Genomic DNA, 21,970 nt, shown 5'->3' with positions numbered 1-21,970 from the left:
GGAATAATTAGAGTTCTAGCAAGAATGGGTATTGCTACGGGAAATGTTTGTGGGAAGGTTGACTGCATTATTTAACTGCCAATCTTCCCTTGGCGTTTCCTTTTTTTACTTCTTTTGGGTATAATAGAAGATATGAAAGTATTACTATATCTAGAAGGAAAGTCTGTTTTAGAAAAATCAGGCATTGGCCGTGCTTTGCAGCATCAAATGCATGCACTGGACCTAGCAGGAATTCCTTATACAACAGATGTTTTAGGAGATTATGATGTCGTGCACATCAACACTTACGGACCTCGTAGTTTACTTCTTCTTCACGCGGCTAAGCGGGGAGGCAAAAAAGTGATCATGCATGGACATTCGACCAAAGAAGACTTTGAAAATTCTTTTATTGGTTCTAATCTTTTTGCGCCCTTGTTTGGCAAATATCTAGCGCACATGTATAAAATGGCGGACTTTATTATCACTCCGTCTGAGTATTCCAAAAAATTGATTGAATCCTACGGTGTGACGACACCTATTATGGCTGTCTCAAACGGCATTGACTTGTCGAAATACAAGAAAGATGAACGCAAGGAAGAAGTCTTTAAAAAACATTTTCAGATTGCAGAGGGACAGAAAGTCGTAATCTGTGCCGGCCTTTATTTTAGACGAAAAGGAATCGAAGACTTTGTTGAAGTAGCTCGCAGAATGCCAGATGTCCGCTTTATCTGGCTGGGATCTATCAATCTTTGGCTTATTCCGCGCAAAATTCGAGATCTTGTCCTCCATAATCATCCAGAAAACGTGGAATTTCCGGGTTATTTCAAGGGTGCAGTCTTCCAAGGAGCCATGTCAGGCAGTGACGCCTTCTTTTTCCCGTCTTATGAGGAGACAGAAGGGATAGTGGTCCTAGAAGCGTTAGCCAGCGGCCAACACGTAGTTCTGCGTGATATTCCTGTTTATAATGGCTGGATTGATGAGGAGTCGGCGGAGCTTTGTCATAATGTAGATGAGTTTGTCGAATCGCTGCGTAAGGTTCTTGACGGAAAAGTAGATAAACGTGAAGCAGGCTATCGTGTTGCGGAGAGTCGCTCCATTGATGACGTCGCGCTTCAATTAGTCAAGGCTTACCAAACAGTTTTGGAGATGTGATATGCGGATTGGTCTTTTTACAGATACCTATTTTCCTCAGGTTTCCGGGGTGGCGACGAGCATTCGCACCCTCAAGACTGAGCTAGAGAAACTAGGTCACAAAGTCTTTATTTTTACTACGACGGACAAGGATGTCAATCGTTATGAAGATTGGCAGATTATCCGTATTCCCAGCGTGCCTTTCTTCGCTTTTAAGGATCGGCGCGTGGCTTATCGTGGCTTTTCCAATGCTTTAGAAATTGCTCGTCAGTATCAGTTGGATATCATCCATACCCAGACAGAGTTTTCGCTGGGCCTTTTGGGAATCTGGATTGCCAAGGAATTGCGGATTCCAGTGGTTCACACTTACCATACCCAATATGAGGATTATGTGCACTATCTTGCCAAGGGCATGGTCATTCGTCCAAGTATGGTCAAGTACATCGTGCGTGGTTTTATGAGCGATTTGGATGGGGTCATTTGTCCTTCTGAGATTGTTTACGATCTTTTGGTCGGCTACAAAATCAAGGCAGAAAAACGGGTTATCCCAACAGGAATCGACTTGGCCAAATTTGAGCGCCCAGAACTTTCACGGGAAGACATCAAGAAACTGCGCTTTAAGCTGGGCATAGCAGAAGACGAAATCATGTTGCTCAGTTTATCAAGAATTTCCTACGAGAAAAATATCCAAGCGATTGTTGAAGCACTGCCAATGGTTTTGGAAGAAAATGCCAAGGTGAAATTGGTCATTGTCGGAGATGGACCGTATGCTGAGGACTTAAAAGCCTTGGTAGCCCAGCTTCATATTGAGGATTCAGTCATTTTTACAGGAATGATTGCGCCGAGCGATACGGCTCTCTACTATAAGGCGGCAGATTTCTTTATCTCAGCTTCAACTAGTGAGACGCAGGGGCTGACTTATCTGGAAAGCCTAGCCAGCGGTACACCCATCATCGCCCATGGCAATCCTTATCTGGACAATGTCATCAGCGATAAAACTTTTGGTACACTCTATTATGAAAATCGGGATTTAGCAGGGGCTATTTTGGAGGCCATTTTGGCAACACCAGATATGGATGAGAAAAAGCTAGCCGATAAATTATACGAGATTTCCGCCGAGAATTTTGGTCGTCGAATCTATGAATTCTATTTGGATTTGACCATTAGTAAGGATTTTCATAATGATCTCAATCCTGAAGAAACGATGGCCAAACGCTTAGCCAAGACCATTGTCTATTTACCAGGAAAAATCATGTCACTGCCGGTCAACAGCTCAACTAGGATGATAAAAGCATCTAAGAAGCAGATTAAGAATATTCGGAAATATTGGGAATAAACTTTCTCATAAGGCCTAATGAACGGAGGTGCTCTTATGAAAGTCTATAAAAAAGAAATTTTCTTTTTGCTCCCCCTTTTCTTTTTCTATTTTGTCTTTTACATACTGTTACGGTATGTTCCAATGGATTCCATATTAAGTAAGGGGCTAGTAGTTGGAAATGTTCTCATCTACTCTCCTCTGGCGACCCTGTTGGTGTCCCTGCTCTATGCAATTTTTCATGGCTTTTCTTTGCGCTTTTCTTTCTTGGTTGCTCTCTTATTTTTCCTGACTATTTTCACCTTTGGGGAGTGGATTCCTCTTTATCATGCCGCCTATTTCCTATGCTCACTAGCTGGAAATGGCTTGGGGCATGTGATTTATCGATTTACTAGGAAAAATAGCAGAGCTGAAAACCAATAAAAGTTCTTGCAAATTTTTTCAATCGTGCTATAATAATTTTTAGAGACATATCACCTGCAGGAAATCTTTTAGAGAGCGCGTGGAGCTGGAAATCGCGCAGAGGATGCAGTTGGGACTACTCTACTGGCTTTTATGAAAACATAAAACGGTGGCTACGTTAGAGCCAATCAGAGGTGTAGGTCTTTTTGACTTGCATAAATGAAGGTGGAACCACGTTGCGACGTCCTTTCGAGGATGTCGTTTTTCTTTTGTCAGAAGGAGGGAGAATGGTGCTTTATATGATTGGCGGATCGCCTTGTAGTGGGAAGTCAACAATTGCTTCACTTCTTGCTAGACAGTATCAGCTGCTTCATATCAAACTGGATGATTTGGTAGACGAGATGATGAGTCAAGCAAGTGCAGACTCACAGCCGATTTGCCTTCTGAGACAGGACAGAAATCCGGAACAAATCTGGATGAGAAATCCAGAAGAGATGGCAGATGAAGAATGGCGCTTTTATGAAGAGATTTTTCCTTATGTAAAATCTTACTTGATAAAAAATCAAGATAGACCTCTCTTGGTGGAGGGGGCAGGACTTTTGCCTCACTTGGTAAAGGAGCTTGAATGCCCAGTGCCCTCTTATCTATGCTTGACTCCGACAGCTGATTTTCAGAAAAAGCATTATAGACAGAGAGAATGGGTTCCTTATGTCTTAGAGGGAACAACCAATCCTGAGCAAGCTTTTGAAAACTGGATGCAGCGAGACATTCTTTTTGCTCAAATGGTTCGTAAGGAAGCGATGAAATTAGGTTATTCTAGTCTCATGACAGATGGTCGTCAATCCGAAAAGCAGACTGCGGAAGAGATTGCTCGAATCTTTAAATTGTCCAATAAAAATAGAATAGATATTAAAGGAGAAAACACATGATTAAGATTACTTTCCCAGATGGCGCTGTTCGTGAATTCGAATCTGGCGTGTCAACTTTTGAAATTGCTCAATCTATCAGCAATTCCCTGGCTAAAAAAGCTTTGGCTGGTAAATTCAACGGCAAATTGATTGATATGACACGTGCTATCACTGAAGATGGTGCCATTGAAATCGTGACACCTGACCACGAAGACGCCTTAGACATCTTGCGTCACTCTGCTGCCCACTTGTTCGCTCAAGCAGCTCGTCGCCTCTTCCCAGACATTCACTTGGGAGTTGGTCCAGCTATCGAAGATGGCTTCTACTACGATACGGACAATCAAGCTGATCAAATCTCCAACGAAGACCTTCCTCGTATCGAAGAAGAAATGAAAAAAATCGTTAAAGAAAACTTCCCATCTATTCGCGAGGAAGTTACCAAAGACGAAGCACGTAAAATCTTCAAGAACGACCCTTACAAGTTGGAATTGATCGAAGAGCACTCAGAAGACGAAGGCGGTTTGACTATCTACCGTCAAGGTGAATACGTGGACCTCTGCCGTGGACCTCACGTTCCTTCAACTGGTCGCATCCAAATCTTCCACCTGCTCCATGTAGCTGGTGCTTACTGGCGTGGAAATAGCGATAACGCTATGATGCAACGGATCTACGGTACAGCTTGGTTTGACAAGAAAGACTTGAAGAACTACCTTCAAATGCGTGAAGAAGCTAAAGAACGTGACCACCGTAAACTTGGTAAAGAGCTTGACCTCTTCATGATTTCACAAGAAGTCGGACAGGGACTTCCATTCTGGTTGCCAAACGGTGCGACTATCCGTCGTGAGTTGGAGCGCTACATTGTCGACAAGGAATTGGCTTCTGGCTACCAACACGTTTACACTCCACCACTTGCTTCTGTGGAGCTTTACAAGACTTCTGGTCACTGGGACCATTACCAAGAAGACATGTTCCCAACTATGGACATGGGTGACGGGGAAGAATTCGTTCTTCGTCCAATGAACTGCCCACACCACATCCAAGTCTACAAACACCATGTTCACTCATACCGCGAATTGCCAATCCGTATCGCTGAAATCGGTATGATGCACCGTTACGAAAAATCTGGTGCCCTCACTGGTCTTCAACGTGTGCGTGAAATGTCTCTCAACGACGGTCACCTCTTTGTAACTCCTGAACAAATCCAAGAAGAATTCCAACGTGCCCTTCAGTTGATTATCGACGTTTACGAAGACTTTAACTTGACTGAATATCGCTTCCGCCTCTCTCTTCGCGACCCTCAAGATACTCACAAGTACTTTGACAACGATGAAATGTGGGAAAATGCTCAAACTATGCTTCGTGCAGCCCTTGATGAAATGGGCGTGGACTATTTTGAAGCCGAAGGTGAAGCTGCCTTCTATGGTCCGAAACTCGATATCCAAGTGAAGACTGCCCTAGGAAAAGAAGAAACACTTTCTACGATCCAGCTTGACTTCTTGCTTCCAGAACGTTTCGATCTCAAATACATCGGAGCTGATGGTGAAGAGCACCGTCCAGTTATGATCCACCGTGGGGTTATCTCAACTATGGAACGCTTCACAGCTATCTTGATTGAGAACTACAAGGGTGCCTTCCCAACATGGCTTGCACCACATCAAGTGACCCTCATCCCAGTATCTAACGAAAAACACGTGGACTATGCATGGGAAGTGGCTAAGAAACTCCGTGACCGTGGTGTCCGTGCTGATGTCGATGAACGCAACGAAAAAATGCAGTTCAAGATCCGTGCTTCTCAAACCAGCAAGATTCCTTACCAATTGATCGTTGGAGATAAGGAAATGGAAGACGGAACAGTCAATGTCCGTCGCTACGGTCAAAAAGAAACACAAACTGTCTCAGTTGATGAATTTGTTGAATCTATCCTGGCTGATATTGCTAACAAATCACGCGTGGCTAAAGAAGATTAAAATAAAAAAGGCAAATTCAATTGAGGAAGCTCCTCAATTGAATTTGCCTTTTCATTTTTTACAATTTTGTTAAACGTGATCCTCTCTTATCTCTGTGTTTTGTCTAATCCCATGAAAAATGATATAATAGAATAAAAGGACAGGGGAGAGAGATGTTAAAGAGAGATTTACTGAGAAATATTATCATTGTGACGGTATTTGTTGCCATTCTGGTGGGGCTACGCTTGTTTGTCTATACACCTTATCGTATCACCAAGCAAGATGCCAATTCTTTCTTAGCGGAAAATGATTTGGTCTTGGCGGATAAGACAGCCAAGCTTACTCGTGGGGAATTTGCCCTCTATGAGGTCGATGGAAAAGAATATGTCGGCCGTGTCATTGCTAAGGAAAATGACAAGGTAACCTATATGGATAACTTGCTGTATCTGAACAATCAGGTGCAATCAGAGCAATATATCGAAAAGATGCGGGAGAAATATCTGGCTTCGGCTGCCAGCACGGGCTATTATACCCACGATTTTTCTGTTGTTGACTTAAAAGGAGCGACTTCTGATACCATCCCTAAAAATTCTTTTCTCATCTTGAATGATCGACGGGAAAATACGAAAGACAGTCGAGAATTTGGTCTGATCAAAAAGGAGCAGATTAAGGGAATGGTAGAATTCCGTATCTCTCCTTTAGATAAATTTGGTTTTGTTGAAACAAAGTAGTAAAAAACTAGGTTGGAATTTCCAACCTAGTTTTCTTTTTGAGATGTTTTCAGAGCTTCTTTGGTTTTCTTAAGCTCATTTTTTAGTGAGAAATTTTTTGGCATGCTGATGAGAAAGGTCGTGACAGAGCCCAGGAGAACAGAGACCAAAATCAATATAATCAAGGGAAGTTTGAAGTTGAAGACGATAAAGCTAACATTGACGCTCTGCATATTGGCCAAGGAAATACTGGCCACCAATAGAATGGTAATTAAAAGCAGGATATAATGTAATTTTTCTTTCATAATGATTCTCCTAATTATTCAAATTCAGCCTTGCTCTTGATATCGCCGTACTCTTCTTGAGTTTCTTGGGCTAGGATATCTTCATAAGCTGCTAATTCAATGTTAGAGCCATACTTGTTTTTAAGAGCAGTGGTCACTAGACGGTAGGCCAAGTTCGCATTGCGAGACAAGATGGGACCATGGAAATAGGATCCGAATACATTCTTGTAGTGGACACCTTCGTTGCCGTCTTCTTGATTATTACCATTTCCATAGACGACCTTACCTAGCGGTTTTTCATCGTCGGAGAGGAAGGTGCGCCCTTGGTGGTTTTCAAAGCCATAGTAGGTTTCGTTAAATTCTTCGTTATGAATCTTAATGTCACCGATATAGCGATTCTTGACTTGGTTTAGGGTATAGTGTCCCATGATACCGAGTCCTTCGATTCGACGTCCAGAAGCCTCGATATAGTATTGACCCAAGAGTTGGAAACCGCCACAGATAGCTAGCACAACGCCGTTGTCATTGATAAAGTTTTCTAAAGATTCTTTTTTAGCTGGCAGGTCACGAGCCACGATCGTTTGCTCATAGTCTTGACCTCCGCCAAAGAAGACGATGTCGTAGCTATCCTTGTCAAAGTCATCCTCTAGGGAGACAATATCAACCTCAACCCTAGCGCCTAGCTTTTCAGCTACATACTTGATCATAAGGACATTACCGTTGTCGCCATAGGTATTCATAAGGTCGCCGTAGAGATGAGCGATTTTTAAGTCATAGTGATAATCCTGGTTTGCAGGAGAAACGAGGGATCTATAAACCATTAGTTCATCTCCTTTCTGATTACTTGTCGTTCTGCCAGCAACTCGCGGAATTCCAGCATAGCGGTATAAGTAGCTAGGATATAGGCGTGCTTGGTTTCTTGCTCTTCAATCAACTTAAAGACTGCTTCCAAATCTTTGACTTCGGTAATCTGATCTGCTGGATAGCCTGTTACTCGCAGTCGACGCGCAATCTCAGAATGGCGAACTCCACCTGCAAGGACCTGAGGAATATCCATCTCTAAAATTTTCTCAAAATCAGCATCCCAGATCCAGCTGGTATCAATGCCGTCTGCATAGTTGGCATTGAGCAGGACAGAGAGGCTAAAGTCAAAAGGTGCCAGCTCAATCATTTCCAAGGCCTGGGTGGCTCCGACCGGATTTTTGATCAAGACCAAGGTACATTCCTTATCGCCGATTTTGAAAGTTTCCTGACGGCCAAAGACAGCCCGACTCTTGTCAAAGCCAGCCTTGATGGTAGCTGGCTCGACTCCGAAGAACTGAGCAACTGACACAGCGGCCAAGGCATTATAGATATTGTAGAGACCACCGATATTGATCTGATAGTCTTGTCCATCAATGGTAAAGGCAGAGCGATTGTGCTCAAGTGCTTTGAGAGCGGTCAGACTGTAGTCTAGCTTAGGGCGCTTGAAACCACAGTCCTCACAGATGTAAGCTCCCAGATTTGCATAAGTATTGAGCTCGTACTTGAGGATATGCTCGCACTTAGGACAGAGGATACCCTCAGTATTGTAGTGGGCTAGCTTAGGTTGGCTTTTCTCCGTGTCAAATCCATAGTAGCGGACAGGATTCTTTAGGCTGACCGAGTTAAAGAGCGGGCTGTCACCATTCATCAGCACAGTTGTTTCAGGTACTTTAGCTGCAGCATCTAAAATCATCTGGTAAGTTGTGTAGATCTCACCATAGCGGTCCATCTGGTCACGGAAAATATTGGTAAAGACGAAGAGGCTAGGCTTGATGTAATCACAAATCCGAGACAGGCTGGCTTCATCTATTTCCAGCACAGCGATATTTTTGCCAGATTTGCCTTTCTTAGCGGTTAGGAAGGTTGTGGTAATCCCGGTAATCATATTGGCACCGCTAGGATTGGTCACTACTTCTCCGAAAGCTTCCTTGAGGATGCCTACTGTTAGAGCTGTAGTTAGAGTTTTTCCATTGGTTCCGGTAATAACCACAACTTCGTAGTTCTTGGCCAAGTTTTGCAGAATGTTTTTGTCAAATGTGAGGGCAACTTTCCCTGGCAGAGTCGAGCCGCGTCCCATTTTGCTGAGAACAAAGTGGGAGGACTTGCCTGCTAGGAGGCCCAATGCTGTATTTATCTTCATAAGAAATATTTTATCATAAAAAAGTAAAGAAGGTTACAGAAAAATATCCTTAAAAGTGATATAATGGTTGAGAACTGTTTGTTTTTGACTGGGAGGGCCACTATGCAATGAACTTTCAACAATTAACCAATCTCCAATACTGGTCTAATGTATTCAGTAATCCTTGGAATATTTTAATCAACATTATTGATATTGCTTTAGTTACCTGGATTTTATATCATTTTACTAAAGCAATTGCCGGGACCAAAATTATGATTCTGGTTCGGGGAGTGCTCTTCTTCATCTTGGCACAGTTTTTAGCGAATATCATTGGTTTAACGACCATTTCATGGTTGATCAATCAGGTTATTACCTACGGGGTCATTGCGGCAGTGGTGATTTTCTCGCCTGAGATTCGGACTGGTCTTGAAAAGCTGGGTAGAGCAACTGAGATTTTTTCAGCCACGCCAGTCAGCAGTGAGGAGAAATTGATTCAAGCCTTTGTTAAGGCAGTAGCTTACATGAGTCCGCGTAAGATCGGTGCTTTGGTAGCTATTCAGGGCGCTCGAACATTGCAGGAATACATTGCAACGGGAATCCCACTGGATGCGGATATCTCTGGGGAACTGTTGATCAATATTTTCATTCCTAATACGCCTCTGCATGATGGGGCAGTTATTATCAAAGATAATAAGATCGCTGCCTCTTGTGCCTATTTGCCGCTTACAGAAAGCACAGGTATTTCCAAGGAATTTGGGACTCGTCACCGGGCTGCGATTGGCCTTTCAGAAGTTTCAGATGCCTTTACTTTTGTCGTGTCTGAGGAGACAGGCGGTATTTCTACGACACATAATGGAGTCTTCAAGCATGACTTGAGTTTGAGCGAGTTCGAATCACAACTGCGGGAAGTTCTCTTATCAGACAGGCATGAGAAAATGAGCCTAAAGAATCGTATCCTAGGAGGATGGAAGAATGAAACAAAGTAAAAAAATTCTCTATATTATTTCCTCCTTATTTTTTGCTTTGGTTTTGTTTATTTATGCGACGTCTAGTAGTTTTCAAAATAGTATCAGTATTCGCCAAGTGACCTCGGAAACTTATAGTAATACGATTCCTAATGTCCCGATTGATATCAAGTATGATAGTGAGCGGTACTTTATTAGCGGCTTTACCTCCGAAGCTAGTGTTGTTTTGACGGGTTCTAATAGAGTGGCTTTAAGTAGCGAAATGCAGGAGAGTACACGGAAGTTCCATGTGGTAGCGGATTTATCCAATGCATCAGAAGGAACAGTCGAAGTGCAGCTGAAAGTCGAAAATCTACCTAGCGGCCTGTCTGCTACGGTCAATCCGCAAAAAATTTCAGTCAAGATAGGTAAAAAAGCAAGCAAGAAAGTGCCAGTGAAGTATCTCATCACAGGCAGTCAGGTTGCAGAAGATATCTCTATCACAAATGTGAGCTTGGAGCACGAAGAAGCTACAGTGACAAGCGATGAAGAAACTTTGGGAAAAGTTAATCATGTCGCAGCAGTCTTACCAAGCAACGTCACTATTTCAGGAAATTATAGTGGGGCAGCTTCCTTGCAGGCCATGGATGCCAATGGGAATGTTTTGCCAAGTGTTGTGACACCGTTTGAAACAACGATGAAAGTTACGACCAAAACGACACATTCGAATTCGTCAAGCTCAAAATCGAGCTCAAGTTCGAATTAATCTAGTAAATAAATGCAAGATTTGAAAGGAAAATTTTAAAAATGGGTAAATATTTTGGAACCGATGGTGTTCGTGGAGAAGCTAATGTGGAATTAACGCCGGAATTGGCCTTTAAACTGGGTCGTTTTGGTGGATATGTTCTGAGCCAACACGAAAGTGAAGTTCCTCGGGTATTTGTTGGCCGTGATACACGTATTTCGGGAGAAATGCTGGAGAGTGCCTTGATTGCAGGTCTGCTTTCTGTGGGGATTCACGTCTACAAACTTGGTGTGATCGCTACTCCAGGTGTTGCTTACTTGGTCAAATCCGAAAAAGCTAGCGCGGGTGTCATGATTTCAGCTAGCCACAATCCTGCTCTTGATAATGGCATCAAATTCTTTGGTGGCGATGGTTATAAACTGGATGATGAGCGCGAACTCGAAATCGAAGCATTGCTGGACGCAGCAGAAGATACCCTTCCACGTCCAAGTGCAGAAGGTCTAGGAAAAGTCATGGATTATCCAGAAGGCTTGCGTAAGTACCAACAATATATCGTTTCAACTGGTTTAGATCTTGAAGGAATGCACGTTGCCCTTGATACGGCAAATGGTGCTGCTTCAACTAGTGCCCGTCAAATTTTTGCTGATTTGGGTGCCCAGCTGACTGTTATCGGAGAAAATCCAGATGGCCTCAACATTAACTTAAATGTCGGCTCTACTCATCCAGAAGGCTTACAAGAAACGGTCCGTGAATCAGGTGCAGCGATTGGCCTCGCTTTTGATGGCGATAGTGACCGTTTGATTGCTGTTGATGAAAATGGCGATATTGTAGATGGTGACAAGATTATGTACATTATCGGCAAGTATCTTTCTGAAAAAGGCCAATTGGCTCAAAATACAATTGTAACGACCGTTATGTCCAACCTTGGTTTCCACAAAGCCTTGGAGCGCGAAGGCATTAATAAAGTAGTGACTGCCGTTGGCGACCGCTATGTGGTGGAAGAAATGCGCAAGAACGGTTATAATCTAGGTGGTGAGCAGTCTGGACATGTTATTATCATGGATTATAATACCACTGGTGATGGTCAATTGTCAGCTGTGCAATTAACCAAAGTGATGAAAGAAACTGGCAAGAGCTTGTCTGAACTTGCGGCAGAAGTGACTATTTACCCACAAAAATTGGTTAATATTCGTGTCGAAAATGCCATGAAAGATAAGTCAATGGAAGTTCCTGCTATCAGAGACATTATTGAAAAAATGGAAACTGAAATGGCAGGAAACGGCCGTATCCTTGTCCGCCCAAGTGGAACAGAACCGCTTCTGCGTGTTATGGCTGAAGCGCCAACTCATGAAGAAGTGGACTATTATGTGGATACAATTGCGGATGTTGTCCGTGCTGAAATTGGCATCGATTAAAAAGCAAGATAAAATTCAAAAGATTGGAGAAGCCTCCTATTTGGAGTGAGTTCTTCAATCTTTTTTGGAAGTTTTTTGTTGACAGGGTGAAAAACTCTCTTTTTCCTTTTCCTTTCGTAAATATTTGAAAAAGTATACTAATCGTGTTAAAATATAGGGAGTAATCTTGGAATTGAGGTAATAAAGTGGCTTTTGGAGATAACGGACAACGTAAAAAAACTGGATTTGAAAAATTGACAATGCTGGTCGTGGTAATCATGTTACTTGTAACAGTCGGTGCAATTTTTGCATCAGCTATCGGCGCAATCTTCTAATCCTAAACGCTGCAAGGCGTTTTTTTAGAGTAAAAAAGAAGCGAGAATTTATATGAGTATGTTTTTAGATACAGCCAAGATTCAGGTCAAGGCTGGCAAGGGCGGCGACGGCATGGTGGCTTTTCGCCGAGAAAAATATGTACCCAATGGCGGACCTTGGGGCGGCGATGGCGGCCGTGGTGGCGATGTGATTTTTGTCGTGGATGAAGGTCTCCGTACCTTGATGGACTTCCGTTACAACCGTCATTTCAAGGCTCAATCGGGCGAAAAAGGAATGACCAAGGGAATGCATGGCCGAGGTGCGGAGGATTTGATTGTCCGTGTACCGCAGGGAACGACCGTTCGTGATGCTGAAACTGGCAAGGTCATTACGGATTTGATTGAACACGGTCAACGTTTCGTCGTAGCGCATGGCGGTCGTGGCGGTCGTGGCAATATTCGCTTTGCTACACCTAAAAATCCTGCTCCGGAAATTTCTGAAAATGGAGAGCCTGGTCAGGAAAGAGAATTACTGCTGGAGCTAAAAGTGCTGGCCGATGTTGGTTTGGTTGGTTTTCCTTCGGTTGGGAAATCAACCCTTCTGAGTGTGATTACATCAGCTAAGCCGAAAATTGGAGCTTATCACTTTACCACGATTGTTCCTAATCTGGGCATGGTTCGGACTCAGTCTGGGGAATCTTTTGCTGTAGCCGATCTGCCAGGGTTGATTGAAGGAGCCAGTCAGGGCGTGGGTCTAGGCACCCAGTTTCTTCGACATATCGAGCGGACACGGGTCATTTTGCACGTTATTGATATGTCTGCTAGTGAGGGACGCGACCCTTATGAGGATTATCTTGCGATCAATAAGGAGCTGGAGTCCTATAATTTACGCTTGATGGAACGGCCGCAGATCATCGTAGCCAACAAGATGGATATGCCTGACAGTGCAGAAAACTTGAAAGAATTCAAGAAAAAACTGGCTGCCAACTATGATGAATTTGAAGAGTTGCCGCAGATTTTCCCTATTTCTAGTCTGACCAAGCAGGGGCTTGCCACTCTCTTGGATGCGACAGCTGAGCTGCTGGATAAGACACCTGAGTTTCTGCTTTATGAAGAAGCGGATATGGAAGATGAGGCATATTATGGCTTTGACGAAGAAGCGCCAGCCTTCGAAATCTCCCGTGATGATGATGCTACATGGGTACTTTCAGGTGATAAGCTAGAGAAACTCTTTACAATGACCAACTTTGACCGCGATGAGTCCATCATGAAATTCTCTCGTCAGCTGCGCGGTATGGGTGTTGACGAAGCACTTCGTGCGCGTGGTGCCAAGGACGGAGATTTGGTGCGCATCGGTAAGTTTGAGTTTGAATTTGTTGACTAAGGAGATATGTAATGGGTGATAAACCAATATCTTTCCGAGATGAAAATGGCAACTTTGTCTCAGCAGCAGATGTTTGGAATGCAAAAAAGCTGGAAGAACTCTTTAATCGTCTGAATCCAAATCGCAAACTTCGCCTTGAGCGAGAAAAATTGAAAGAAGATCAATAGTTGAAACCAATCCTTTGAGATGAAGGAATGAGTGACAGTAGTCATGCTGCCTCATTCTACATTTCAAAGGATTTTCTATTGGAAAAACAAAAAAAGCCAAATCCGATTTCTCGGAAATGGCTTCGTATTAACATTTGTTTTAATGTCAATACGGTTCTTATTTGAGACCGTATTTTTTGTTGAAACGATCCACACGTCCATCTGCTTGAGTGAACTTTTGACGTCCAGTGTAGAATGGGTGTGAGTCTGATGAAATTTCGACACGGATCAATGGGTAAGTTTCGCCTTCGAATTCAACAGTTTCGTTTGAACGTTTAGTTGAACCGCTAAGGAACTTGTAGCCAGTAGTAGTGTCCATAAATACAACTTGACGGTATTCTGGGTGAATGTCTTTTCTCATTTTAAAAAAATCCTTTCTGCCATGGACTCTTTGCGAGCCATAGATTAGTTACTTTGATAGTTTATCAAATTCTAAATGATTTGACAAGTCTTTTGGATGATTTTCTTACTTTTTTGCTCTTTCTTTTAATTTTTGATAAATCAAGTCGACCTCATCTTTGGAATAAGCATTGGCACCGCTGGCAAGCGGATGGCCACCTCCATCATGTTGCTTGGCAATTTCATTGATTGGAGTAAATTTACTGCGCATCCGCACACGATAATGGCCGTCAGGCTGCTCGACAAAGATGGCCCACATCTGGACATCTTCGATCCGTCCGGGTGCACCTACAATTGCTGAAGTATCAGCATCAGTCAATCGATTGTCTTTCAATAACTGCTGAGATAAGATAACGCGCGCAGCACCATTCTCATCAATTTCTAAATTATCATAAACATAACCTTGTAGTTTGGCAACTTGATAGGTGATGGAGTCCATTTTTCGAGAAAGCTCTGAAAAATTAAAAGCATATTGGCGAAGTTTTCCAGCAACCTCAAATGTCCGTGCAGTAGTCGCTGGATAGAGGAAACGACCTGTATCTCCGACAATACCAGCATAGAGGAGTTTGGCGATAGAGTCATTTACTTCTAAGCGATTTTCGAAGGCCAAAAGAGCGATAAGCTCGCTGGTACTGCTAGCATCTGTATCAACCAGCAGCAGGTCTCCGTAGATATCGTCGTTGGGATGATGGTCGATTTTAATCAAAAAGTCGCCCATGCTGTAGCGCTTATCATCAATACGAGGAGTGTTGGCTGTATCGCACACGATTATCAGAGCTTGCTCATAGTCAGAATCGGCCACCTCATCCATCTTGGCTAGCCAAGTAAGGGTTGGTTCGTCGTAACCTGTTACTTTGATGGATTTTTCAGGAAAGTTGAGTTGGAGAAGCTTTTGTAAACCGACTTGACTGCCAATCGCATCTGGGTCAGGGCGCATGTGGCGGTGGATGATAATTTTGTCGTATTCTTTCATTTTTTTCAGAATTTTACTATAGATACTCATTGTGAACCTCTTAAACTTTCTCTAGTTATTGTAGCACAAGAATTTTTATTTTTAAAATAAAAAAGATGTGTTATAATGAATGAAGATTATAATTTGGAGGGAACTATGACCTTAGCGAAAATTGTATTTGCCAGCATGACTGGAAACACCGAGGAAATTGCCGATATTGTTGCTGATAAATTGAGAGATTTGGGTGTTGATGTCGATGTGGATGAATGTACGACAGTTGACGCAGAGGACTTCTTGGAGGCCGATATTGCGATTGTAGCGACCTATACTTACGGTGACGGTGAGCTACCTGATGAAATGATGGACTTCTACGAAGACTTATCTGGTTTGGATTTGTCTGGCAAGGTCTATGGAGTGGTCGGTTCAGGCGATACTTTTTATGATGAATTCTGCAAGGCTGTTGATGATTTTGATGCTGTTTTTGCGGCTACAGGAGCAGTGAAAGGTTCAGAATGTGTCAAAGTAGATCTTTCTGCAGAAGAAGATGATATCGAGCGCTTGGAAGCATTTGCGGAAGAGTTGGTAAGTAAAGTTTAAAATGACAATATGGAAAGCGGCTGTGGCCGTTTTTCTTTTCTTAAAGTATTATTTTCTGACAATTCTCATGATTAGGAGTATAATATAGGTAAGCGCTATCCATCAGATAAAGGAGGAGTTCCTATGAAAGAACGCGATTATGCCTTTGGCTTTCATGATGATGTCAAGCCACTCTTTTCAACTGGTAAGGGTCTGACTGAAGAAGTTGTTCGAGAAATCTCCGAAATAAAAAATGAGCCCCAGTGGATGTTGGATTATCGCCTCCGCTCTTTGGAACTATTTCATAAGTTACCTATGCCCGACTTTGGCCCTGATTTATCAGGTATTCGATTTGATGATATTATCTACTATCAGAAACTAAGCGGAGATCGGGCTCGTAGTTGGGATGAAGTCCCAGAAGAGATTAAGAAGACCTTTGACCGCTTGGGAATTCCAGAAGCCGAGAAGCAGTTTCTGTCTGGAGCTGTGGCCCAGTATGAATCGGAAGTGGTTTATCACAATATGAAGGAAGAGTTTGCCAAGTTGGGGATTATCTTTACTGATACGGATACGGCTGTTCAGGAATATCCAGACTTGGTTAAGCGGTATTTTGGTACTGTGATTTCAAATGCTGAGCATAAATTTTCTGCGCTTAATAGTGCGGTTTGGTCTGGCGGAACCTTTATCTATGTGCCCAAGAATGTCCAGTGCCAAGTTCCTGTTCAGACCTATTTTCGAATCAATGGTGAAAATGCTGGCCAGTTTGAGCGCTCCTTGATGATTATCGAGGAGGGTGGCTCTATCCAGTACATCGAGGGCTGCACAGCACCAACTTATACGACTAATAGCCTTCATGCAGCAAATGTCGAAATCATTGTCAAAAAGGATGCCTTTTTCCGCTATACGACCATTCAAAATTGGTCGGACAATGTCTATAATCTTGTAACGGAGCGGGGGATTGTTGAGGAGGGCGGTACCTTAGAGTGGATTGATGGGAACTTAGGCAGTAAGGTCAATATGAAATATCCTTGCAGTCTTCTCAATGGTCGAAATGCACGGACTTCTGTCCTCTCTATGTCCTTTGCCAACTATGGTCAGCACTTAGATGCGGGGTGTAAGGTATTTCATAATGCACCCAAGACTTCCAGTACTTTAATTTCTAAATCAGTGGCCAAGGATGGCGGTAAGACAGATTATCGTGGTCAGGTTCGCTTTGGCAAGAATAGCGCTGGCTCCAAATCCCATATCGAATGCGATACCATTCTGATGGATGGCGAGTCCAGTTCTGATACTATTCCTTTTAATGAAATCCATAATTCAAATGTCGCGCTAGAGCATGAAGCCAAGGTTTCCAAAGTGTCCGAGGATCAGCTCTACTACCTGATGAGCCGAGGCATCAGTGAAGAAGAAGCTACAGCTATGATTATCAACGGATTTATGGAACCCATTACCAAAGAACTTCCAATGGAATACGCCGTTGAACTCAACCAACTCATCAACATGAGCATGGAAGGATCGGTTGGTTAAAAAAGTTCGGGGAACCTTTTTAATCTGTAGATAGGGACTCGCCTTTGCGAGTTCCCCTTAATCTAAGGTCCGGGAGACTATTTTAGGCTGTAGATAAAAACTCGTTTTTGTGAGTTTTCTTTAATTAAGGTCCAGAGTATCTTGAAATCTGCGGATAAGTAGCGAGGCTAGTCGCTTTACTTCTTAGCAAATCTGAGAGACTGTTTTAGATTTCAGATAGGAGGCAAAATCAAGTGAGATAATAGGAATTTTCAATTATTTGACCTTGCTGTTAATTTGGAGTAATGCTAGAACATTTTCCTAATTTTTGTTATGATAGATAGCATACAAGGAGGAAGTAGATGAAGCTAGAAGAAATTAGACAGGAAATTGACCAAGTGGATGATGTGCTCGTTGCCTTACTAGAGAAACGCATGAATCTGGTCGGCCAAGTTGTGGCTGTTAAAAAATCAACTGGGAAGGCCGTCGCAGATCCTAAACGAGAAGAAAGGATTTTTGCTAAAGTTGCGAGTAAGATCGAAAATAAGGAATATCAAGAGCCGATTCTTGCGACCTTTGCGGATATCCTAAAGCATTCACGCGCTTTTCAGGAGAAGCAATTAAGATGAGTGAAGTAAAAAATTCTTTAGCAATCTTCTTGGGAGCTATGCTAGGCGGTTTACTTCGTTATCAATGTTCATTCTTTTTCACATTTACGGGACATTTTCCGCTAGCTACACTTTTGGTCAACTATTTGGGAACTCTCTTGTTAGTCTATTTGGTTAAAGACTATCTCAGTCGCAAGCAAGTTTCCAAGCGTTTGTTATTGGCTTTGTCGACGGGATTTTGTGGCGGATTGACGACTTTTTCAGGTCTTCTATTAGATTCGCTCAAATTGTTGGATTTAGGCCGTTATCCAGAATTGATCGTATACCTTGCCTTGAGTATCGGCGGCAGCCTTTGCATTGCTTTATGGGTTGGAAGGAAGGTGACCGCATGATTTGGTTTTTACTCATTGCTTGCGGTCTAGGAGCTCTTGTTCGTTACCTTTTTTCTAAGGTCAATAGCAGAGCTTCTCTGCCAGTAGGGACCTTGATGGCTAATGTACTGGGAGCTCTTTTGATTGGATATTTTTATAATCATATCCAAGATAAACAGCTGTATAGCATTTTGGCAACAGGTTTTTGTGGCGGTTTAACAACTCTTTCCACCTTTAATGCGGAATTAGCAGAGCTGTTCTCAGATAAGAAGAAGTTTAGCTTCTATCTGATGCTGACTTACTTTTTAGGATTTTTAGCGATTCTTTTAGGAATTTTTATCTAAAAATCTTTACTTTTACTAGAATTTTGATATAATATACTTTGTGCATAAATGGATGCACTAAAAAAACGGCTAATCCGCTGTCGTCTAGAGCTACAAGATTAGCAAGATAGGAGAAAAAATGAATCCATTAATTCAAAGCTTGACTGAAGGTCAACTTCGCTCAGACATCCCTGCATTCCGTCCTGGTGACACTGTCCGCGTGCATGCGAAAGTTGTCGAAGGAACTCGCGAACGTATCCAGATCTTTGAAGGTGTCGTTATCGCTCGTAAGGGTGCTGGCATCTCAGAAAACTACACAGTTCGTAAAATCTCTAACGGTGTAGGTGTTGAGCGTATCTTCCCAATCCACACTCCACGTGTTGAAAAGATCGAAGTTGTTCGTTACGGTAAAGTACGTCGTGCGAAATTGTACTACTTGCGTGCTCTTCAAGGTAAAGCAGCTCGTATCAAAGAAATCCGTCGTTAATTCGACTAAAAAACTCTGCTCATTCAGCAGGGTTTTTCTCTAGCTCCCTTAGTTCAATGGATATAACAACTCCCTCCTAAGGAGTAGTTGCTGGTTCGATTCCGGCAGGGGACATAAATATTAAAACTACGTTCATTTGAACGTAGTTTTTTAGTGAATTGTTGAAAACGCTTTGAATTTCGTTGCCTTTTTATAGAAATAAGAGTAAAATATAGTTATTATAGTAAATAAAAAGCACCGAATCGGTGCGTACTTTTTCAAGTTGAATACGGACTGGGCTTAAAAACCACTGCCTTATTTTAACTTGCTGTGTTGTTTCGAATAGTTCCAACAGTTTCATTGTACTATACTTATCAAAGATTATCAAGTAAAATGTAAATTATTTTACAGATCCGACAAAAGGATATTTTAAAGCTGTAAACAACACAGCTCTAAAAATTGCGCCTTCAAGGTCCTCAACGACATACAGTTTTGGAACCATTCGAAACAACACAGCTCTAAAACTAAAATACAACTCATTACTAATTATAACAGATTTCTACAAATATAGCATTTAATTTATTGAAATTTTTATTAGGAATGTTATAATTGAAAAAAGATTGTATTTTAAGGAGAAAATTTTAGAAAAATTCAAATTTACTAGAGATCATTTAGCAATTCTAACTGAGTTAATAAAGTTTATGAAAGGTTGTATTGACTTAATCAAAGCTCTCATTTCTTAATTTTTTAAAATTATAACTCAATACAAAGGAGGTTTGTATATATGGACAACAAAAATTACTCTATCGGACTTGATATCGGAACAAACAGCGTCGGATGGGCCGTCATTACAGATGACTATAAAGTTCCATCGAAAAAGATGAAAGTTCGGGGTAATACTGATAAACACTTTATCAAGAAAAATCTAATTGGAGCTTTGTTATTTGATGAAGGGACTACTGCCGAGGATAGACGTCTCAAACGAACAGCACGCCGTCGCTATACTCGCAGGAAGAATCGTCTTCGCTATCTTCAAGAAATCTTTGCTGAGGAAATGAGCAAGGTGGATAGTAGTTTCTTTCATCGATTGGACGACTCCTTTTTAATTCCTGAGGATAAAAGAGGAAGTAAATATCCTATTTTTGCTACCCTACAAGAAGAGAAAGAATACCATAAGCAATTTCCAACTATCTATCATTTGAGAAAACATCTGGCGGACTCAAAAGAAAAAGCGGACTTGCGCTTAATCTATCTGGCATTAGCTCATATGATTAAATACCGCGGACATTTTTTATATGAAGAATCTTTCGATATTAAAAACAATGATATCCAAAAAATCTTTAATGAATTGATAAGCATTTACGACAACACATTTGAAGGAAGTTCACTTAGTGAGCAAGGTGCACAAGTCGAAGCAATTTTTACTGATAAAATTAGTAAATCTGCAAAGAGAGAACGCGTTCTAAAACTATTTCCTGATGAAAAATCCACTGGTCTCTTTTCAGAATTTCTCAAGTTGATTGTAGGGAATCAAGCTGATTTTAAAAAACATTTTAACTTAGAAGAAAAAGCCCCACTACAATTCTCCAAAGATACCTATGATGAAGATTTGGAAAACTTGCTCGGACAAATTGGAGATGATTTTGCAGACCTTTTCTTAGTTGCTAAAAAACTCTATGACGCCATTCTTCTATCAGGAATCTTAACCGTCATAGATCCATCAACCAAGGCTCCACTATCGGCGTCTATGATTGAGCGCTATGAAAATCACCAAAAAGACTTAGCCACTTTAAAACAATTCATCAAAAACAATCTTCCAGAAAAATATGCTGAAGTGTTTTCTGACCAATCTAAAGATGGGTATGCTGGGTATATCGATGGCAAGGCCACGCAAGAAGCATTTTACAAGTATATCAAAAATCTTCTCTCTAAATTCGAAGGAGCAGACTATTTCCTTGAGAAAATTGAACGTGAAGATTTTTTGAGAAAACAACGCACCTTCGATAATGGTTCTATTCCTCATCAAATTCATCTTCAAGAAATGAATGCTATTATCCGTCGACAAGGAGAACATTATCCATTTCTGAAGGAAAATAAAGAAAAGATTGAAAAAATATTAACCTTCCGTATTCCTTACTACGTTGGTCCATTGGCTCGTGGCAATCGTGATTTTGCTTGGCTAACTCGAAATTCTGACCAAGCAATTCGCCCCTGGAATTTCGAAGAAATTGTTGATAAAGCAAGCTCTGCGGAATCCTTCATCAATAAGATGACTAACTATGACTTGTATCTCCCAGAGGAAAAAGTTTTGCCTAAACACAGTCTGTTGTATGAAACATTTGCTGTCTATAATGAATTAACAAAAGTAAAATTTATTGCAGAAGGATTGAGAGACTATCAATTCCTTGATAGTGGGCAGAAGAAGCAAATTGTTGATAGATGTTTCAAAGAAAAAAGAAAAGTAACCGAAAAAGATCTCATTCAGTATCTATACAATGTTGATGGCTACGATGGAATTGAACTAAAAGGAATTGAAAAACAATTTAACGCTAGTCTTTCTACTTACCATGATTTACTCAAAATTATCAAGGATAAGAAGTTTATGGACGATGCTAAAAATGAAGCAATTCTTGAAAATATTGTCCATACTCTAACTATCTTTGAAGACCGTGAGATGATTAAGCAACGTCTTGCTCAGTATGATTCTCTCTTTGATGAAAAAGTAATCAAAGCACTAACTCGTCGACATTATACTGGTTGGGGAAAACTCTCTGCTAAGCTGATTAACGGCATCCGCGATAAAAAAACCGGCAAGACGATTTTTGATTATCTGATTGATGACGGCTACAGCAATCGTAACTTTATGCAATTAATCAATGATGATGGGCTTTCTTTCAGTGAAGCAATTAAAAAAGCACAAGTCGTTGGCAAAACAGATGATTTGAAGCAAGTTGTTCAAGAACT

24 protein-coding genes and 1 tRNA gene are annotated in these 21,970 nt (G+C 41.6%); 20 read left to right on the top strand and 5 right to left on the bottom strand.

Annotated elements, in window-relative coordinates:
* The first annotated feature begins 132 nt into the window (after nt 1-132).
* The 6 genes from RWS39_RS00730 (at nt 133) to lepB (ending at nt 6,412) form a co-directional block, all read left to right on the top strand.
* Nucleotides 133-1,131 (top strand): LTA glycolipid anchor biosynthesis glycosyltransferase, IagA/BgsA family, encoded by a 999-nt coding sequence (locus tag RWS39_RS00730; protein ID WP_314479362.1) that lies wholly within the window; start codon nt 133-135, stop codon nt 1,129-1,131.
* A gap of 1 nt (nt 1,132) precedes the next feature.
* Entirely contained in the window at nt 1,133-2,446 is a 1,314-nt protein-coding gene (locus RWS39_RS00725; protein ID WP_314479359.1) for a glycosyltransferase family 4 protein, read from the top strand.
* 36 nt (nt 2,447-2,482) lie between these two features.
* Complete coding sequence (locus RWS39_RS00720; RefSeq protein ID WP_314479357.1) at nt 2,483-2,848, top strand: hypothetical protein; 366 nt, start codon at nt 2,483-2,485, stop codon at nt 2,846-2,848.
* A 266-nt stretch (nt 2,849-3,114) separates the two neighbouring features.
* Nucleotides 3,115-3,756 (top strand): AAA family ATPase, encoded by a 642-nt coding sequence (locus RWS39_RS00715; RefSeq protein WP_314479354.1) that lies wholly within the window; start codon nt 3,115-3,117, stop codon nt 3,754-3,756.
* Nucleotides 3,753-5,702 (top strand): threonine--tRNA ligase, encoded by a 1,950-nt coding sequence (gene thrS, locus RWS39_RS00710; RefSeq protein WP_314479351.1) that lies wholly within the window; start codon nt 3,753-3,755, stop codon nt 5,700-5,702. Before RWS39_RS00715 ends, thrS begins: the two co-directional genes overlap by 4 nt.
* A gap of 152 nt (nt 5,703-5,854) precedes the next feature.
* On the top strand, nt 5,855-6,412 hold the full coding sequence (lepB, locus tag RWS39_RS00705) for a signal peptidase I (RefSeq protein WP_314479349.1): 558 nt from the start codon (nt 5,855-5,857) through the stop codon (nt 6,410-6,412).
* Nucleotides 6,413-6,438: 26 nt separating this feature from the next.
* On the opposite strand, the gene RWS39_RS00700 is transcribed toward lepB, so the two are convergent.
* Genes RWS39_RS00700 through murT form a run of 3 tightly spaced genes read right to left on the bottom strand, consistent with a single transcriptional unit; the run spans nt 6,439 to nt 8,839 of the window.
* Nucleotides 6,439-6,696, bottom strand: a complete 258-nt coding sequence (locus RWS39_RS00700; RefSeq protein WP_314479347.1) for a LapA family protein — start codon at nt 6,694-6,696, stop codon at nt 6,439-6,441.
* A gap of 14 nt (nt 6,697-6,710) precedes the next feature.
* The gene (gatD, locus tag RWS39_RS00695; protein ID WP_314479344.1) at nt 6,711-7,496 is read right to left on the bottom strand and encodes a lipid II isoglutaminyl synthase subunit GatD; all 786 of its coding nucleotides are present in this window, start codon (nt 7,494-7,496) and stop codon (nt 6,711-6,713) included.
* Complete coding sequence (gene murT, locus RWS39_RS00690; RefSeq protein ID WP_314479342.1) at nt 7,496-8,839, bottom strand: lipid II isoglutaminyl synthase subunit MurT; 1,344 nt, start codon at nt 8,837-8,839, stop codon at nt 7,496-7,498. Before murT ends, gatD begins: the two co-directional genes overlap by 1 nt.
* A 107-nt stretch (nt 8,840-8,946) precedes the next feature.
* Between murT and cdaA the strand changes: the two genes are divergently transcribed.
* The 6 genes from cdaA to RWS39_RS00660 all read left to right on the top strand — a co-directional run bounded on the left by cdaA (nt 8,947) and on the right by RWS39_RS00660 (nt 13,766).
* On the top strand, nt 8,947-9,804 hold the full coding sequence (gene cdaA / locus RWS39_RS00685) for a diadenylate cyclase CdaA (RefSeq protein ID WP_314479340.1): 858 nt from the start codon (nt 8,947-8,949) through the stop codon (nt 9,802-9,804).
* On the top strand, nt 9,791-10,528 hold the full coding sequence (locus RWS39_RS00680) for a CdaR family protein (RefSeq protein ID WP_314479338.1): 738 nt from the start codon (nt 9,791-9,793) through the stop codon (nt 10,526-10,528). The genes cdaA and RWS39_RS00680 overlap by 14 nt, the downstream gene beginning before the upstream one ends.
* A gap of 41 nt (nt 10,529-10,569) precedes the next feature.
* A complete protein-coding gene (gene glmM, locus RWS39_RS00675) occupies nt 10,570-11,922 on the top strand; it encodes a phosphoglucosamine mutase (RefSeq protein ID WP_015605382.1) in 1,353 nt (450 codons plus the stop codon).
* A 185-nt stretch (nt 11,923-12,107) separates the two neighbouring features.
* Nucleotides 12,108-12,236, top strand: coding sequence for a DUF4044 domain-containing protein (locus RWS39_RS00670; RefSeq protein ID WP_082757320.1), 129 nt, complete (start codon nt 12,108-12,110; stop codon nt 12,234-12,236).
* A 52-nt stretch (nt 12,237-12,288) separates the two neighbouring features.
* A complete protein-coding gene (obgE, locus tag RWS39_RS00665) occupies nt 12,289-13,599 on the top strand; it encodes a GTPase ObgE (RefSeq protein ID WP_314479333.1) in 1,311 nt (436 codons plus the stop codon).
* Between the two features lie 11 nt (nt 13,600-13,610).
* Nucleotides 13,611-13,766 carry a hypothetical protein gene (locus RWS39_RS00660; RefSeq protein ID WP_125387654.1) on the top strand — a complete coding sequence of 52 codons (156 nt, stop codon included), beginning with the start codon at nt 13,611-13,613 and terminating at the stop codon, nt 13,764-13,766.
* A gap of 157 nt (nt 13,767-13,923) precedes the next feature.
* Here the strand turns inward: RWS39_RS00660 and RWS39_RS00655 are convergent, their stop codons facing one another.
* Both RWS39_RS00655 and RWS39_RS00650 read right to left on the bottom strand, forming a co-directional pair.
* A complete protein-coding gene (locus RWS39_RS00655; protein ID WP_048763695.1) occupies nt 13,924-14,166 on the bottom strand; it encodes a type B 50S ribosomal protein L31 in 243 nt (80 codons plus the stop codon).
* 105 nt (nt 14,167-14,271) lie between these two features.
* Nucleotides 14,272-15,207 (bottom strand): DHH family phosphoesterase, encoded by a 936-nt coding sequence (locus RWS39_RS00650; protein WP_314479330.1) that lies wholly within the window; start codon nt 15,205-15,207, stop codon nt 14,272-14,274.
* A 105-nt stretch (nt 15,208-15,312) separates the two neighbouring features.
* On the opposite strand from RWS39_RS00650, the gene RWS39_RS00645 reads away from it, so the two are divergent.
* The 8 genes from RWS39_RS00645 to cas9 form a co-directional block, all read left to right on the top strand.
* Nucleotides 15,313-15,753, top strand: a complete 441-nt coding sequence (locus tag RWS39_RS00645; protein WP_314479327.1) for a flavodoxin — start codon at nt 15,313-15,315, stop codon at nt 15,751-15,753.
* 123 nt (nt 15,754-15,876) lie between these two features.
* Complete coding sequence (gene sufB / locus RWS39_RS00640; protein WP_314479324.1) at nt 15,877-17,259, top strand: Fe-S cluster assembly protein SufB; 1,383 nt, start codon at nt 15,877-15,879, stop codon at nt 17,257-17,259.
* Between the two features lie 341 nt (nt 17,260-17,600).
* Nucleotides 17,601-17,867 carry a chorismate mutase gene (locus RWS39_RS00635; protein ID WP_314479321.1) on the top strand — a complete coding sequence of 89 codons (267 nt, stop codon included), beginning with the start codon at nt 17,601-17,603 and terminating at the stop codon, nt 17,865-17,867.
* Complete coding sequence (gene crcB, locus RWS39_RS00630; protein WP_314479318.1) at nt 17,864-18,238, top strand: fluoride efflux transporter CrcB; 375 nt, start codon at nt 17,864-17,866, stop codon at nt 18,236-18,238. Before RWS39_RS00635 ends, crcB (RWS39_RS00630) begins: the two co-directional genes overlap by 4 nt.
* Entirely contained in the window at nt 18,235-18,561 is a 327-nt protein-coding gene (crcB, locus tag RWS39_RS00625) for a fluoride efflux transporter CrcB (RefSeq protein ID WP_314479315.1), read from the top strand. Before crcB (RWS39_RS00630) ends, crcB (RWS39_RS00625) begins: the two co-directional genes overlap by 4 nt.
* Before the next feature lie 118 nt (nt 18,562-18,679).
* Nucleotides 18,680-19,027 (top strand): 50S ribosomal protein L19, encoded by a 348-nt coding sequence (gene rplS / locus RWS39_RS00620; RefSeq protein ID WP_314479313.1) that lies wholly within the window; start codon nt 18,680-18,682, stop codon nt 19,025-19,027.
* Nucleotides 19,028-19,069: 42 nt separating this feature from the next.
* Nucleotides 19,070-19,141, top strand: a tRNA-Arg gene (locus tag RWS39_RS00615).
* A 649-nt stretch (nt 19,142-19,790) separates the two neighbouring features.
* Nucleotides 19,791-21,970, top strand: a 2,180-nt coding sequence (gene cas9 / locus RWS39_RS00610; protein ID WP_314479311.1) for a type II CRISPR RNA-guided endonuclease Cas9, incomplete at its 3' end; no start/stop codon positions are given.

The sequence above is a fragment of the Streptococcus cristatus genome (genome assembly GCF_963529205.1).
GTDB lineage: Bacteria > Bacillota > Bacilli > Lactobacillales > Streptococcaceae > Streptococcus > Streptococcus cristatus_O.
The sequence above is the reverse complement of the archived record's forward strand: the minus strand, read 5'-3'. Positions and strand labels throughout refer to the sequence as shown.

Excerpts from the sequence above, each read along its gene's own strand:
- RWS39_RS00650 (WP_314479330.1), bottom strand. The coding sequence starts at position 15,207 with ATGAGTATCTATAGTAAAATTCTGAAAAAAATGAAAGAATACGACAAA.
- RWS39_RS00660 (WP_125387654.1), top strand. The coding sequence starts at position 13,611 with ATGGGTGATAAACCAATATCTTTCCGAGATGAAAATGGCAACTTTGTC.
- crcB (WP_314479318.1), top strand. The coding sequence starts at position 17,864 with ATGAGTGAAGTAAAAAATTCTTTAGCAATCTTCTTGGGAGCTATGCTA.
- RWS39_RS00700 (WP_314479347.1), bottom strand. The coding sequence starts at position 6,696 with ATGAAAGAAAAATTACATTATATCCTGCTTTTAATTACCATTCTATTG.
- thrS (WP_314479351.1), top strand. The coding sequence starts at position 3,753 with ATGATTAAGATTACTTTCCCAGATGGCGCTGTTCGTGAATTCGAATCT.
- glmM (WP_015605382.1), top strand. The coding sequence starts at position 10,570 with ATGGGTAAATATTTTGGAACCGATGGTGTTCGTGGAGAAGCTAATGTG.
- RWS39_RS00725 (WP_314479359.1), top strand. The coding sequence starts at position 1,133 with ATGCGGATTGGTCTTTTTACAGATACCTATTTTCCTCAGGTTTCCGGG.
- obgE (WP_314479333.1), top strand. The coding sequence starts at position 12,289 with ATGAGTATGTTTTTAGATACAGCCAAGATTCAGGTCAAGGCTGGCAAG.
- RWS39_RS00635 (WP_314479321.1), top strand. The coding sequence starts at position 17,601 with ATGAAGCTAGAAGAAATTAGACAGGAAATTGACCAAGTGGATGATGTG.
- murT (WP_314479342.1), bottom strand. The coding sequence starts at position 8,839 with ATGAAGATAAATACAGCATTGGGCCTCCTAGCAGGCAAGTCCTCCCAC.
- crcB (WP_314479315.1), top strand. The coding sequence starts at position 18,235 with ATGATTTGGTTTTTACTCATTGCTTGCGGTCTAGGAGCTCTTGTTCGT.
- RWS39_RS00655 (WP_048763695.1), bottom strand. The coding sequence starts at position 14,166 with ATGAGAAAAGACATTCACCCAGAATACCGTCAAGTTGTATTTATGGAC.
- RWS39_RS00715 (WP_314479354.1), top strand. The coding sequence starts at position 3,115 with ATGGTGCTTTATATGATTGGCGGATCGCCTTGTAGTGGGAAGTCAACA.
- lepB (WP_314479349.1), top strand. The coding sequence starts at position 5,855 with ATGTTAAAGAGAGATTTACTGAGAAATATTATCATTGTGACGGTATTT.
- RWS39_RS00720 (WP_314479357.1), top strand. The coding sequence starts at position 2,483 with ATGAAAGTCTATAAAAAAGAAATTTTCTTTTTGCTCCCCCTTTTCTTT.
- RWS39_RS00730 (WP_314479362.1), top strand. The coding sequence starts at position 133 with ATGAAAGTATTACTATATCTAGAAGGAAAGTCTGTTTTAGAAAAATCA.
- RWS39_RS00680 (WP_314479338.1), top strand. The coding sequence starts at position 9,791 with ATGAAACAAAGTAAAAAAATTCTCTATATTATTTCCTCCTTATTTTTT.
- cdaA (WP_314479340.1), top strand. The coding sequence starts at position 8,947 with ATGAACTTTCAACAATTAACCAATCTCCAATACTGGTCTAATGTATTC.
- sufB (WP_314479324.1), top strand. The coding sequence starts at position 15,877 with ATGAAAGAACGCGATTATGCCTTTGGCTTTCATGATGATGTCAAGCCA.
- RWS39_RS00645 (WP_314479327.1), top strand. The coding sequence starts at position 15,313 with ATGACCTTAGCGAAAATTGTATTTGCCAGCATGACTGGAAACACCGAG.
- rplS (WP_314479313.1), top strand. The coding sequence starts at position 18,680 with ATGAATCCATTAATTCAAAGCTTGACTGAAGGTCAACTTCGCTCAGAC.
- gatD (WP_314479344.1), bottom strand. The coding sequence starts at position 7,496 with ATGGTTTATAGATCCCTCGTTTCTCCTGCAAACCAGGATTATCACTAT.